This is a genomic window from Microbacterium sp. NPDC091662, from assembly GCF_044756705.1.
Taxonomy (GTDB): Bacteria; Actinomycetota; Actinomycetes; order Actinomycetales; family Microbacteriaceae; genus Microbacterium.
Genome location: NZ_JBIVTM010000001.1, coordinates 121,487 through 134,173 on the forward strand (window position 1 = coordinate 121,487; position 12,687 = coordinate 134,173).

The 12,687-nt window shown below is 68.3% G+C and carries 13 protein-coding genes; 12 read left to right on the forward strand and 1 reads right to left on the reverse strand.

The genetic code is table 11. The annotated features are described in order from the left end of the window. Positions 1-106 precede the first annotated feature (106 nt). From ACIQLD_RS00600 to ACIQLD_RS00650, 11 genes are read left to right on the forward strand one after another with little or no spacing between them, the layout of a single operon-like run. Positions 107-955, forward strand: a complete 849-nt coding sequence (locus tag ACIQLD_RS00600) for an ABC transporter ATP-binding protein (protein WP_402603849.1) — start codon at positions 107-109, stop codon at positions 953-955. Continuing rightward, positions 952-1,992: an aliphatic sulfonate ABC transporter substrate-binding protein gene (locus ACIQLD_RS00605; protein ID WP_402603852.1), complete on the forward strand. Its 1,041-nt coding sequence runs from the start codon at positions 952-954 to the stop codon at positions 1,990-1,992. The genes ACIQLD_RS00600 and ACIQLD_RS00605 overlap by 4 nt, the downstream gene beginning before the upstream one ends. After that, positions 1,989-2,849 (forward strand): ABC transporter permease, encoded by an 861-nt coding sequence (locus ACIQLD_RS00610; RefSeq protein ID WP_402603855.1) that lies wholly within the window; start codon positions 1,989-1,991, stop codon positions 2,847-2,849. Before ACIQLD_RS00605 ends, ACIQLD_RS00610 begins: the two co-directional genes overlap by 4 nt. Positions 2,850-2,851: 2 nt before the next feature. After that, a complete protein-coding gene (gene acs / locus ACIQLD_RS00615; protein ID WP_402603858.1) occupies positions 2,852-4,855 on the forward strand; it encodes an acetate--CoA ligase in 2,004 nt (667 codons plus the stop codon). A 7-nt stretch (positions 4,856-4,862) separates the two neighbouring features. After that, the gene (locus ACIQLD_RS00620) at positions 4,863-6,167 is read left to right on the forward strand and encodes an O-acetylhomoserine aminocarboxypropyltransferase/cysteine synthase family protein (RefSeq protein WP_402603861.1); all 1,305 of its coding nucleotides are present in this window, start codon (positions 4,863-4,865) and stop codon (positions 6,165-6,167) included. Then, on the forward strand, positions 6,164-6,742 hold the full coding sequence (locus ACIQLD_RS00625) for a CoA-binding protein (RefSeq protein ID WP_402603863.1): 579 nt from the start codon (positions 6,164-6,166) through the stop codon (positions 6,740-6,742). The genes ACIQLD_RS00620 and ACIQLD_RS00625 overlap by 4 nt, the downstream gene beginning before the upstream one ends. Positions 6,743-6,773: 31 nt before the next feature. After that, entirely contained in the window at positions 6,774-7,373 is a 600-nt protein-coding gene (gene coaE / locus ACIQLD_RS00630; protein WP_402603865.1) for a dephospho-CoA kinase, read from the forward strand. Next, positions 7,370-8,587 carry an MFS transporter gene (locus ACIQLD_RS00635; RefSeq protein ID WP_402603868.1) on the forward strand — a complete coding sequence of 406 codons (1,218 nt, stop codon included), beginning with the start codon at positions 7,370-7,372 and terminating at the stop codon, positions 8,585-8,587. The genes coaE and ACIQLD_RS00635 overlap by 4 nt, the downstream gene beginning before the upstream one ends. 12 nt (positions 8,588-8,599) lie before the next feature. Continuing rightward, positions 8,600-9,391 carry a GNAT family N-acetyltransferase gene (locus tag ACIQLD_RS00640; protein WP_402603871.1) on the forward strand — a complete coding sequence of 264 codons (792 nt, stop codon included), beginning with the start codon at positions 8,600-8,602 and terminating at the stop codon, positions 9,389-9,391. Between the two features lie 58 nt (positions 9,392-9,449). Next, positions 9,450-11,522 carry an excinuclease ABC subunit UvrB gene (gene uvrB / locus ACIQLD_RS00645; RefSeq protein WP_402603873.1) on the forward strand — a complete coding sequence of 691 codons (2,073 nt, stop codon included), beginning with the start codon at positions 9,450-9,452 and terminating at the stop codon, positions 11,520-11,522. A gap of 11 nt (positions 11,523-11,533) precedes the next feature. After that, the gene (locus ACIQLD_RS00650) at positions 11,534-11,881 is read left to right on the forward strand and encodes a TfoX/Sxy family protein (RefSeq protein WP_402603875.1); all 348 of its coding nucleotides are present in this window, start codon (positions 11,534-11,536) and stop codon (positions 11,879-11,881) included. A 35-nt stretch (positions 11,882-11,916) separates the two neighbouring features. Here the strand turns inward: ACIQLD_RS00650 and ACIQLD_RS00655 are convergent, their stop codons facing one another. Further along, on the reverse strand, positions 11,917-12,159 hold the full coding sequence (locus ACIQLD_RS00655) for a hypothetical protein (protein ID WP_402603878.1): 243 nt from the start codon (positions 12,157-12,159) through the stop codon (positions 11,917-11,919). 45 nt (positions 12,160-12,204) lie between these two features. Here ACIQLD_RS00655 and ACIQLD_RS00660 point away from each other — a divergent pair, with 45 nt between their 5' ends. Further along, positions 12,205-12,648, forward strand: a complete 444-nt coding sequence (locus tag ACIQLD_RS00660) for a MarR family winged helix-turn-helix transcriptional regulator (protein WP_402603881.1) — start codon at positions 12,205-12,207, stop codon at positions 12,646-12,648. The last annotated feature ends 39 nt before the right edge of the window (positions 12,649-12,687 follow it).

Here is a 12,687-nt window from a genome sequence, read left to right on the forward strand (position 1 = left end):
GCGGGCGTGGCGGCCCGTTTCGCATGTCCGCACCACGGAATCCCGCGCGTGACGCAACGTTACGACGGCATTCGTAACAATCGATCAGCTCGGCCAGCATGGGCGTATGACCACCCTGCTGCCCGCGCCGCGCACCGCCGATGCCTCGACGGCGGCGGGCACGGCGCAGGCCGTTCGGCTCGACGGCATCGAACGATCGTTTCCTCTGCCACACGGGCGCCGCGATGTGCTGCGGGGAGTCGACGTCGACATCGCCGCCGGCGAGATCGTAGCCGTCGTCGGGCCGTCGGGATGCGGGAAGTCGACCCTGCTCCGCCTCGTCGGCGGTCTGGACGCGCCGACACGGGGCAGCATCCGACTCGATGACACACCCGTCGCCGACGTCGACGAGCGCACGGCCGTCGCCTTCCAGGAGCCTCGTCTGCTCCCGTGGCGCACGATCGCACAGAACGTCGAACTCGGCCTCCCGCGGGGCACCGCGCGCCGCCCCGGTCGTGAACGCGTCCGCGAGCTGCTGCAGCTGGTCGGCCTCGATCACGCAGCCGATCAGCGTCCGCGCGAGGTGTCCGGCGGCATGGCGCAGCGCGCATCTCTCGCCAGAGCTCTCGCCCGGAACCCCGGCGTGCTCCTGCTCGATGAGCCATTCGGAGCGCTCGACGCATTGACGCGCCTGCGCATGCACGATCTGCTGTTGAAGATCCACGCGGCGGAGCCGACCACGGTCCTCCTCGTCACGCACGATGTGGAGGAAGCACTCTACCTCGCCGACCGTGTCCTGCTGTTGCGCACGCTGGGTGAAGCCGGTGGCGACGAGTCCTCGATCGCCCGCACGATCACCGTGCCGGGCACCCGCCCTCGAGACCGTGCCGATCGCGGTCTCGCCGACCTGCGCGCCGACCTCCTCGAAGGTCTCGGCGTCGACACCCACCACCGCACCGCCGAGGAGACCCGATGAGCATCACCACCCGCCGAATCATCCCCGCGATCGCCATCGCCGGAACGATGATGCTCGTCGCCACCGGTTGTGTCGCGGGTGAGAACGCCGCCGCCACCGACGCAGAGCCGACGTCCGGGACGACCGAGTGGTCGTCCGACACGCTGTCGATCGACTTCGCGACGTACAACCCGCTGAGTCTCGTGATCCGCGACCAGGGCATCCTCGAAGACATCCTCGGCGACGAGGTCACGGTCGAGTGGGTGCAGTCCGCCGGCTCGAACAAGGCGAACGAACTGCTGCGCTCCGGCTCGGTCGATGTCGGATCGACCGCGGGGTCCGCGGCGCTCCTGGCCCGTGCCAACGGATCGCCCATCCAGGTGATCGACATCTTCTCGCAGCCGGAGTGGGCCGCCATCGTCGTCGGCCCGGACAGCGACATCACCTCGATCGAAGACCTCAAGGGGGCCTCCGTCGCCGCCACCAAGGGCACCGATCCGTACTTCTTCCTGCTGCAGGCGCTCGAAGAGGGCGGGCTTTCGCTCTCGGACGTCGAGGTGCAGAACCTGCAGCACGCCGACGGCCGCGCCGCTCTCGACGGCGGTTCGGTCGACGCATGGTCGGGCCTCGACCCGATCATGGCCGCAGCCGAGGCGGAGTCGGGGGACAAGCTCATCTACCGCAACGTCGACTTCAACACCTACGGCTTCCTCAACGCGACTGAAGACTTCATCACGAACCACCCCGACCTCGCGCAGGCGGTCGTCGACGCCTACGAGCAGGCACGGGAATGGGCGCTGGAGAACCCCGAAGAGACCGCGGCACTTCTCGCCGACGTCGCCGGCATCGACATCGGCGTCGCCACCACGGTGATCGAGGAGCGCTCGAACCTCGACGTGAGCGGCGTCCCCGGAGACGACCAGATCGCGGTTCTCGAGAAGATCGCCCCCGTGCTCGTGGAGTCCGGCGACGTGCAGGGTGGCAAGGACTCGGTCGACAAGGCGCTCTCCTCGATCGTGAACGCGACCTTCGCCGAGAAGGCGGTCGGCGGCGAGTGAGTGAACTCGACCAGCGTGTGATCGTGCCCGCAGACTCGCGAGACGCGCTCGACGTCGCGCGAGGCGGCCTCCGACGGTCGGATGCCGCTGCTCGGCGCACCTGGGATACACCCCTCGTCCGCATCATCGCCGGACTCCTGCTCCCGGCGATCATCCTGATCGTCTGGCAGGTCGTCACGACGAACGGGCTGATCCCGCCCTACCGCCTGCCCACGCCCGCCTCGGTCTTCCAAGCCGGTGCCGAGCTCGCGGAGAGCGGTCAGCTCTGGACCCACATCGCCATCTCCGTACAGCGCGTGCTGCTCGGATTCGCGATCGGTTCCGTGATCGGCCTCGCCGCGGCGGGAGTGGTGGGGTTGTCCCGGTTGGGCGACGTGCTGCTCAGCCCGACGCTCGCCGCCATCCGTGCCGTGCCGTCGCTGGCCTGGGTGCCGCTGTTGATCCTCTGGATGCAGATCGGGGAGGAGTCCAAGGTCACGCTCATCGCGATCGGGGCGTTCTTCCCCGTCTACACCACGGTCGCCTCCGCGCTCCGGCACGTCGATCCGCAGCTCGTCGAGGCCGGACGCTCGTTCAGCCTGCGCGGCTGGTCGCTGTTCCGCATCGTGCAGCTGCCCGCGGTCGTGCCATCGGTCGTCTCCGGACTCCGCCTCGCCCTGGCCCAGGCCTGGCTGTTCCTGGTCGCCGCCGAGCTCATCGCGTCGTCGATGGGTCTCGGCTTCCTGCTCACGGACTCTCAGAACAGCGGTCGGGTCGACCGCATCCTCCTCTCGATCGTGCTGTTGGCTGTGCTCGGCACCGTCACCAACGGCGTTCTCGTGCTGGTGGAGAAGTACCTGCTTCGTCGGTGGGTGTGAGCATGACCGAGGTCCGGTTGCAGGAGGCACGTGTCTACGAGCCGTCGAACGACTTCCCGCAGGCGAACGTGACGGCGGAGGCGTACGCTCGCGCCGCGGCTGACCCCGTCGCCTTCTGGGAGGATGCGGCTCGACGCCTCGACTGGTCGGAGTCCTGGCACACCGCACACGAATGGGAGCCGCCGATCGGAGACGCCGTTCCCGCGGCGCGCTGGTTCACCGGCGGCACGCTCAACGTGGCCGTCAACTGCGTCGACCGGCACGTCGAGGCCGGCAGAGGAGACAAGATCGCCCTGCACTTCGAGGGGGAGCCGGGGGACCGTGTCGCGGTGACGTACTCCGACCTGCAGCAGCGCGTGTCCCGCGCCGCCAACGCCCTCGTGGCGCTCGGCGTCGAGGCGGGCGACCGTGTCGTGATCTACCTACCTGTGCTCGTCGAGACGATCGTGATCACGCTCGCCTGCGCGCGGATCGGTGCCGTGCACTCACTGGTGTTCGGGGGTTTCTCCGCCGAGGCTGTGCGGTTCCGCCTCGAGGACACCGGTGCGAAGCTCCTGGTCACGAGTGACGGTCAGTACCGACGCGGCACCGCGACCGAGGTCAAGTCGACGGCCGATATCGCCGCGTCCGGTCTTCCCGCCCTCGAACACGTGCTGGTGCTCCGGCGCACGGGCCAGGACGTGCCGTGGACGGATGGGCGCGATGTCTGGTGGCACGACGTCGTCGACACCGCATCGCCCGTGCACGACGCTCAGCCGTTCGACGCCGAGCATCCGCTCTTCATCATCTACACCTCGGGCACCACGGGAAAGCCCAAGGGCCTCGTGCACACCTCCGGCGGCTATCTCACGCAGGCGAGCTGGGCGCACTGGGCGCACTTCGACGCGAAGCCCGACGACGTGCACTGGTGCACTGCAGACCTCGCCTGGGTCACCGCGCACACCTACGAGATCTACGGACCGCTCTCGAATGGCCTCACGCAGGTCATCTACGAGGGGACGCCGGATTCCCCGCATCGTGAGCGCCACCTCGAGATCATCGAGCGCTACGGGGTGACCGTGTACTACACGGCCCCCACGTTGATCCGGACGTTCATGACCTGGTTCGGCCCGCGGCTCCCCGTCGGCCACGATCTCTCGACCCTTCGGCTGCTCGGCACCGTCGGCGAGGCGATCAACCCCGAGGCCTGGGTGTGGTTCCGACGGAACTTCGGTCGTGAGGAACTGCCGGTGATCGACACCTGGTGGCAGTCCGAGACCGGCGCCGCGATGATCGCGCCGCTGCCCGGGGTCACGCGCCTCAAGCCCGGCTCGGCCTCGGTGCCGCTGCCGGGGATCGACGTCGCCGTGGTCGACGCCGACGGACGCGAGGTCGAACCGGGGCGCTCCGGAACGCTCGTCGTCCGTCGCCCGTGGCCCGGAATGGCCCGCACTGTGTGGGGCGACCCGAAGCGCTATCGCGACGCCTACTGGTCGGCGTATGCCGGTCAGGGCGAGTACGGCGGCTTCTACGTCGCCGGAGACGGTGCGACGCGAGACGCCGATGGGTACGTCTGGATCCTCGGCCGACTCGATGACGTCGTCAACGTCTCCGGACATCGACTCTCCACCATCGAGATCGAGTCGGCCCTCGTCGCGCATGACACCGTCGGTGAAGCCGGCTCTGCAGGAGTTTTCGACCCGATCACCGGGCAGGCCGTGGTGGCGTTCGTCACGCCGTCGGGCCGCGCCGACGTGACTCCGGCAGACCTGCGCGCACAGGTCGCGCAGTCGATCGGCCCCGTCGCCAAGCCGAAGCACATCGTGGTCGTAACGGACCTGCCCAAGACCCGCTCGGGCAAGATCGTGCGTCGCCTCCTGGCGCAGTTGTGGGAAGCCGAGCAGGACCGCAGAGCCGGTCGGGATGCCCCGCCGCTCGGAGACACGACCTCGCTGCAGAACCCCTGGGCCGTCGACGACATCGCCGGCGTGCTCGCCACCGCTGAACTCTCGCCACCGCTGAACTGAGGACATCATGACGGAAGAACATCGCTTCGGGTTCCGCACCAGGGCACTGCACGCCGGCGGAACGCCAGACGCCTCGACCGGCGCGCGTGCGGTGCCGATCTATCAGACGACATCGTTCGTGTTCGACGATGCGGCGGATGCCGGCAACCTCTTCGCGTTGCAGAAGTACGGCAACATCTACTCCCGGATCGGCAACCCCACGGTCGCCGCTCTCGAGGAGCGTCTGGCCTCGCTCGAAGGTGGCATCGGCGCTGTCGCCACCGCATCGGGGATGAGTGCCGAGTTCATCACGTTCGCGGCCCTCGTCGGCACGGGCGACCACGTCGTCGCCGCCGCGCAGCTCTATGGCGGCACGGTCACCCAGCTGGACGTGACGCTGCGGCGCTTCGGCGTGGAGACCACGTTCGTCGCCTCGACGGATCCCGCCGACTTCGCCGCCGCGATCCGCCCGGAGACGAAGGTCGTCTACGTCGAGATGATCGGCAACCCCTCCGGCGAGATCGCCGACATCGAAGGTTTGGCGGCCGTCGCCCACGCAGCCGGGGTACCCCTCGTGGTCGATGCGACGCTGGCGACGCCCTATCTCGCGCGCCCTCTCGAGCACGGCGCGGACATCGTGATCCACTCCGTGACGAAGTTCCTCGGCGGACATGGAACGACACTCGGCGGCGTCGTCATCGAGAAGGGCACGTTCGACTGGGGCAACGGCAAGTTCCCGCAGATGACCGAACCCGTGGACTCGTACGGCGGCATCAGGTGGTGGGACAACTTCGGCGAGTACGGCTTCCTCACCAAGCTCCGATCCGAGCAGCTGCGCGACATCGGCCCCGCGCTCAGCCCGCAGTCGGCGTTCAATCTGCTCCAGGGCATCGAGACCCTTCCGCAGCGCATCGACGCGCATCTCGCGAACGCCCGAGTCGTCGCCGACTGGCTCGCCTCCGACCCGCGAGTCGCCTACGTGACCTGGGCAGGTCTCGAAGGACACCCGCACCATGAGCGCGCGGCGAAGTACCTGCCGCTCGGACCCGGTTCGGTGTTCGCGTTCGGCGTCGAGTCCGAAGATGGGCGGGCGGCGGGGGAGACGCTGATCGAGAACCTGCAGCTGGCGTCCCACCTCGCGAACATCGGGGATGCCCGCACCCTGGTCATCCATCCGGCATCGACGACGCATCGCCAGCTCACCGAGGAGCAGCTCACCGCTGCAGGCGTGCGTGCAGATCTGATCCGCATATCGGTCGGACTGGAAGACGCCGACGACATCATCTGGGACCTCGACCAGGCCCTCACCACGGCGACAGGAGCGAAGCGATGAGCGTGACGACTTCGGGCGATGCGTGCGCGCTGCCCGCCGCCACGGATGCTGTGGCCTGTGCGCTGCCCGGAACGACGGCGACCGTTCCCGGGCGGACCTGGATCGGGCCGAGCCAGCAGGAGCGCTTCGGTCTGCTGCGACGCGCGAAGTCGATCGCGATCGTCGGCGCTTCGAACAACCCGGCGCGCGCGTCGTACTTCGTGGCGACGTACCTGCTCTCCAGCACGGCATACGACGTCTACCTCGTGAACCCGCGAGAGACCGAGATCCTCGGACAGCCCGTGTATGCGACGCTGAGCGACCTCCCCGTGATTCCCGACATCGTGGACGTGTTCCGACGGCATGACGACCTTCCCGGCGTCGCGCAGGAGGCGATCGAGGCGGGCGCGCAGACGCTGTGGCTGCAGCTGGGCTCCTGGAATGAGGACGCGGCGGCGATCGCGGAGGGCGCAGGTCTCTCGGTGGTCATGGACCGGTGCATCAAGATCGAGCACGCACGGTTCCATGGCGGCCTGCATCTGGCGGGCTTCGACACGGGCGTGATCAGTTCGCGGCGTCAGCTGCTCGCGAGGTGAGAGCGGCCGCCGCGAACCCTAGACTGGCGGCATGCCCCTCATCGCGCTCACCGGCGGCATCGCCTCCGGGAAGTCGACCATCGCCCGGCGTCTGGCGGAGCACGGCGCCCTCATCGTCGACGCGGATCAGATCGTGCGCGACGTGCAGTCGCCCGGATCGCCGGTGCTCGGGCGGATCGCCGAGACCTTCGGCGCCGGTGTCATCGCGCCGGACGGCTCCCTCGACAGGGCGAGGCTGGGGGCGAGGGTGTTCGGCGATGCCGACCTCCTCGCGCAGTTGAACGCGATCGTGCATCCGGCCGTGCGCGAAGAGTCGCAGCGTCGTTTCGACGCAGCTCTCGCCGACGATGCACACGCTGTCGTCGTCTACGACGTGCCTCTTCTGGTGGAAGCGCGCGTGGACGATCCCTGGGACCTCATCGTGGTCGCACATGCCCCGGCCCCTGTACGTCGACAGCGACTCGTCGAACTGCGCGGCATGGACGAGCGCGCGGCGCAGGATCGCATCGACGCTCAGGTCTCCGATGAACGCCGTCTCGCGATCGCCGACGTCGTCATCGACACGTCCGACACTCTCGAGCGCACGCGCGAGCAGACGGATTCCCTCTGGGAGCGGATCAGCGCGCAGTGACCTTCTCCGGTCACGCGCCGGGCTCCCGCGAGTATCGGCGTCTCATCGTCGGTCTGTTCTTCGCGGGGATCGCGACGTTCGCACAGCTCTATTCGGCCCAGGCCGTGCTTCCGCAGATCTCCTCCGATCTCTCGGTCACCCCGGCGACTGCGGCACTGAGCGTCTCCGCTGCGACACTCGGGCTGGCGCTGGCCGTCATCCCCTGGTCGATGGTCGCCGATCGCATCGGTCGCGTGCCTGCCATGGCCACGGGCGTGCTCACGGCGACGGTGTTCGGACTCACTGCGCCACTGAGCGGGGAGATCGCCACGCTTCTCGTCCTGCGGTTCGCGGAAGGGGTGGCCCTCGGAGCAGTGCCGGCTGTGGCTCTCGCGTATCTCAGCGAGGAGGTCGAGGTCACCCACGCCGCCGCGGCCGCGGGAAGCTACATCGCCGGCACCACGGTCGGCGGGCTTCTCGGTCGCATCGGCTCGGGGATCGTCGGGGAGGTGGGCGGGTGGCGCGCCGGCATCCTGTCTGTCGCCGTGATGTGCGCGGCGGCGGCCGCGCTCTTCCTCTGGCTCACGCCGCGCGCCAGGGGTTTCGTTCCCGGTCGTCTGCGCGCCGATCGCGGGCCCGGCATCCTGGAGAAGCTGCGCGCGCCGTTGCGCTCGCCATTGCAGTGGGCGCTGTACGCGCAGGGCTTCCTGCTGATGGGGGCCTTCGTCGCGGTCTACAACTACCTCGGTTTCCATCTCTCTGCCGAGCCGTTCGTCCTGCCCGCCTGGGTGGTCACACTGCTGTTCCTGGCCTACCTGGCCGGCACGGTCTCGTCTCCCTGGGCCGGGGCGCTCGCCTCGCGGATCGGACGCTTTCCCGTGCTGCTCGCCTCGATCGGTGTGATGGCCGCGGGCGCCGGTCTGCTTCTGGTGCCGGTGGCGGCGATCGTGCTGCTCGGGCTCGTGCTCTTCACCGCCGGGTTCTTCGGTGCCCATGCCATCGCCTCCGGATGGACGCCGGTCGCGGCCGGTCCCGCCAGTCGGGCGCAAGCGTCGTCGCTGTACTACTTCGCCTACTACGCGGGATCGAGCCTGTTCGGATGGATGCTCGGCCTCGTGTTCGGGGCCGCGAGCTGGGGATGGTTCGTCGCCGTGATCGTCGCGATGTGCGCGGCGGCCGCTCTCGCCGCAGTCTCGGCGTTGCGCGGCGCACCCACCGGGCAGCCGCCGTCCTGAGAGGACCTCGTCATGCAGCAGCAGTATCTCGACGCGTACGACGCGCAGCTCCGCACGACCCCGGAGGTCTCGGACGCCTCGAGCACGGTCGAGCACGGACCGCTCCTGCTGGCGACGTTCCCCGGCGGACGCGGATTCATCACATATGCCGGACTCGGCGACCTGGATGCCGATGGCGTCGCCCTGCTGGTCGATGCCGCAACAGATCACTTCGTCCTTGTCCCCGAGGTCACCGAGGTCGAGTGGAAGACCCGTGGCCACGACCGGGCGCCCGGCCTCCACGATGCCCTCATCGCCCGCGGGTTCGTGCCGGAGGATCCGGAGTCGATCATGGTCGGGGAGGCACAGCTCCTCGCGCAGCAGGTCGACATCCCGACGCAGGTGACGATCAGGCGGAGCCGCTCCGATGACGAGGTGCTCGCGGCGGGCGAGATGCAGGGACTCGTGTTCGATGATCCGGATTGGCGTTCGAGGGCGGAGTCGCTCATCGTCCGTCTGCACGAGGATGCCTCGACCGAGCTGTGGATCGCCCTCGTCGACGACGTGGTGGTCAGTGCGGGGCGTCTCGAACCGGTGGCCGGCACGGAGTTCGCGGGACTCTGGGGCGGCGCGACGCTTCCGGAGTGGCGGGGGCGGGGGATCTACCGCGCGCTCACGGCCGAGCGGGCGCGGTCGGCCCTCTCGCGCGGCATCCGGTATCTCCAATCGGACTCGACGGAGTTCTCCCGACCCATCCTGGAGCGGTCGGGGTTCCTGAAGGTGTCGACGACGACACCCTATGTGTGGACCCGACCGTCGATCTGAACCTGGACGGATCCCTCGCGACGGCCTCGATGTCGGAGGGGCGGCATACGCTGGAGGTATGCAACCCACGCGCAGTGTCCGTCCTTTCGAGGTCATCAGCGAGTATGAGCCCGCGGGCGACCAGCCGAAGGCCATCGCCGACCTGGCGGCGCGCATCAACGCGGGGGAGACCGACGTCGTGCTGCTCGGTGCGACGGGTACCGGAAAGTCCGCGACGACGGCGTGGCTGGTCGAGCAGGTGCAGCGCCCGACGCTCGTGCTCGCGCACAACAAGACGCTCGCCGCACAGCTCGCGAACGAGTTCCGCGAACTCATGCCGAACAACGCCGTCGAGTACTTCGTGTCGTACTACGACTACTACCAGCCCGAGGCCTACGTGCCCCAGACCGACACCTTCATCGAGAAGGACTCATCGATCAACTCCGAGGTCGAGCGGCTGCGGCACTCCACGACGAACTCGCTGCTGAGCCGTCGCGACGTGATCGTCGTGTCGACCGTGTCCTGCATCTACGGACTCGGCGCTCCCGAGGAGTACCTGCGCGCCATGGTCGCCTTGCAGGTGGGGGAGCGCTACGACCGTGACGCCCTCATCCGCCAGTTCATCGCGATGCAGTACAACCGCAACGACGTCGACTTCTCACGCGGCAACTTCCGGGTGCGGGGTGACACGATCGAGATCATCCCCGTCTACGAAGAGCACGCGATCCGCATCGAGCTGTTCGGCGACGAGATCGAGGCTCTCTACTCGCTCCACCCGCTGACCGGAGAGGTCATCGAGAAGCTCGACGCCGTACCGATCTTCCCGGCCTCGCACTACGTGGCCGGAACCGACGTCATCCAGCGTTCCATCGGCACGATCGAGGCCGAGCTGGAAGAGCGACTGGCCGAGTTCGAGCGCCAGGGCAAGCTGCTCGAGGCGCAGCGTCTGCGTATGCGCACCACCTTCGACCTCGAGATGCTGCAGCAGCTGGGCTTCTGCTCCGGAATCGAGAACTATTCGCGGCACATGGACGGACGCGAACCCGGAGAGCCGCCGCACACGCTGCTCGACTTCTTCCCCGACGACTTCCTGCTGGTGATCGACGAGTCGCACGTGACCGTGCCGCAGATCGGTGCGATGTACGAGGGCGATGCATCTCGCAAGCGCACGCTCGTCGACCACGGGTTCCGGCTGCCGAGCGCGATGGACAACCGGCCGCTGCGGTGGGACGAGTTCAAGAACCGCATCGGTCAGACCGTCTACCTGTCCGCGACCCCCGGCAAGTACGAGATGGGGATCGCTGACGGTGTCGTCGAGCAGATCATCCGCCCGACCGGTCTGGTCGACCCGGAGATCGTGGTGAAGCCGTCGAAGGGGCAGATCGACGACCTGCTCGAAGAGATCAGGGTGCGGGTCGAGCGTGACGAGCGCGTCCTCGTCACGACTCTCACCAAGAAGATGGCCGAGGAGCTCACCGACTTCCTGGGCGAGCACGGCGTGCGGGTGCGCTACCTGCATTCCGATGTCGACACGCTGCGTCGCGTCGAGCTGCTCAGCGAACTGCGCGCCGGCGTGTACGACGTCCTCGTGGGCATCAACCTCCTGCGTGAGGGCCTCGACCTTCCCGAGGTCTCCCTCGTCGCGATCCTCGACGCCGACAAGGAAGGCTTCCTGCGTTCGGGTACCTCCCTGATCCAGACCATCGGTCGTGCGGCACGAAACGTGTCCGGCGAAGTGCATATGTACGCCGACAAGATGACCGACTCGATGACCAAGGCGATCGAGGAGACCGACCGGCGCCGCGAGAAGCAGGTCGCGTACAACAAAGAGCACGGCATCGACCCGCAGCCGCTCCGAAAGCGCATCGCCGACATCACAGAGGTGCTGGCCCGCGAAGGGGCAGACACAGCGGAGATGTTGTCGGGCCGAGGCCGCGCCACAGGCAAGGGCAAGTCGCCGACCCCCAACCTGCGCCGCACGGGCATCGCGGCAGAGGGAGCGCAGCAGCTCGAAGCCACGATCCAGGATCTGTCCGATCAGATGCTCGCGGCAGCGGCCGAGTTGAAGTTCGAACTCGCCGGGCGTCTGCGTGACGAAGTGCAGGACCTCAAGAAGGAACTCCGTGCCATGGAGCGCGCCGGACACGCGTAGGAGGCTGACCGATGGATGCTGCGGGGAACGAGCTCGCCGACCGGGTGCGTGCACTGCTGGGAGCGGAAACCGAGATAGAAGAGCGTCGCATGTTCGGCACCCGGGCGTTCCTCGATGACGGTCGCATCCTCGTCGGCGCGCGTCCGGGTGGCGTTCTGCTGGTGCGCGTCGATGACGAGAACGGTGCCGCGCTGCTCACCGAGCCCGGCGCAGCACGTGCCGTCATGGGTGCGCGCACGATGAGCTCCGGCTGGCTCGACGTGGCGGCCGGGGCCATCGAAGACGACACCGCGCTCATGTTCTGGCTCGACGTCGCTCGGGAGTCCACGGGGTCGGCGACGTCGCCAGAGCAGAACTGACGCGACAGGCGGGATCGTCGCCGCAGCAGGGGTTTCTACGGGCAGTGCACCAGGGTCTTCGGACCGGTGCGGTCGATCTCATGCTCCGTCATCGGGGCGCCGCAGAGAGGGCAGGCGCGTTCGGCGCGTTCCGCGGCACTCGGGGGCGGAGTCTTCTCGTATGGACCGACCGATGCGGGTCCCGCGAACCGGATGAGGTTCGTGTTCACCCAGGAGTACAGCCCTCCTGCGTCGCGGATGCGAGTGCGGAGGGGCGGGCGGTCGGAGTCCTGTTGCATGTTCATTAGTGTACTAACTATTAGTGCAGATGTATAGTCTCCCTTGTGACCGCATCCGATGACCTGCTCCGGCTCGAGAACCAGCTCTGCTTCGCCCTGGTGACTGCAGCGCGGAACGTCGTCGCCCTGTACCGCCCCATCCTCGAGCCGCTGGGCCTCACACACCCGCAGTACCTCGTCATGCTGGCGCTGTGGGAGCGGGCACCGCGAACCCTCAACGACCTGGCGATCGACCTCGCCATGGAACCGGCGACCGCTTCACCGCTCGTGAAGCGGTTGGAGGCGGAAGGGCTGGTCGGTCGTCAGCGCAGCGCCGAGGATGAGCGACGCCTGGAGATCACGCTCACGCCGGCAGGCGCGGCGCTGCGCGACCGGGCGGTGGACGTTCCGCATCAGGTCATGGCGGCGGTGGGCATGGGAGTCGACGAGATCGCGGCGCTCCGCGACGGTCTCGGCCCGTTCGCCGGCCGTCGTCCTGACCTCGGCTGACGCGGCATCCACGCATCGCGCCACCGGAGGCGATGACCG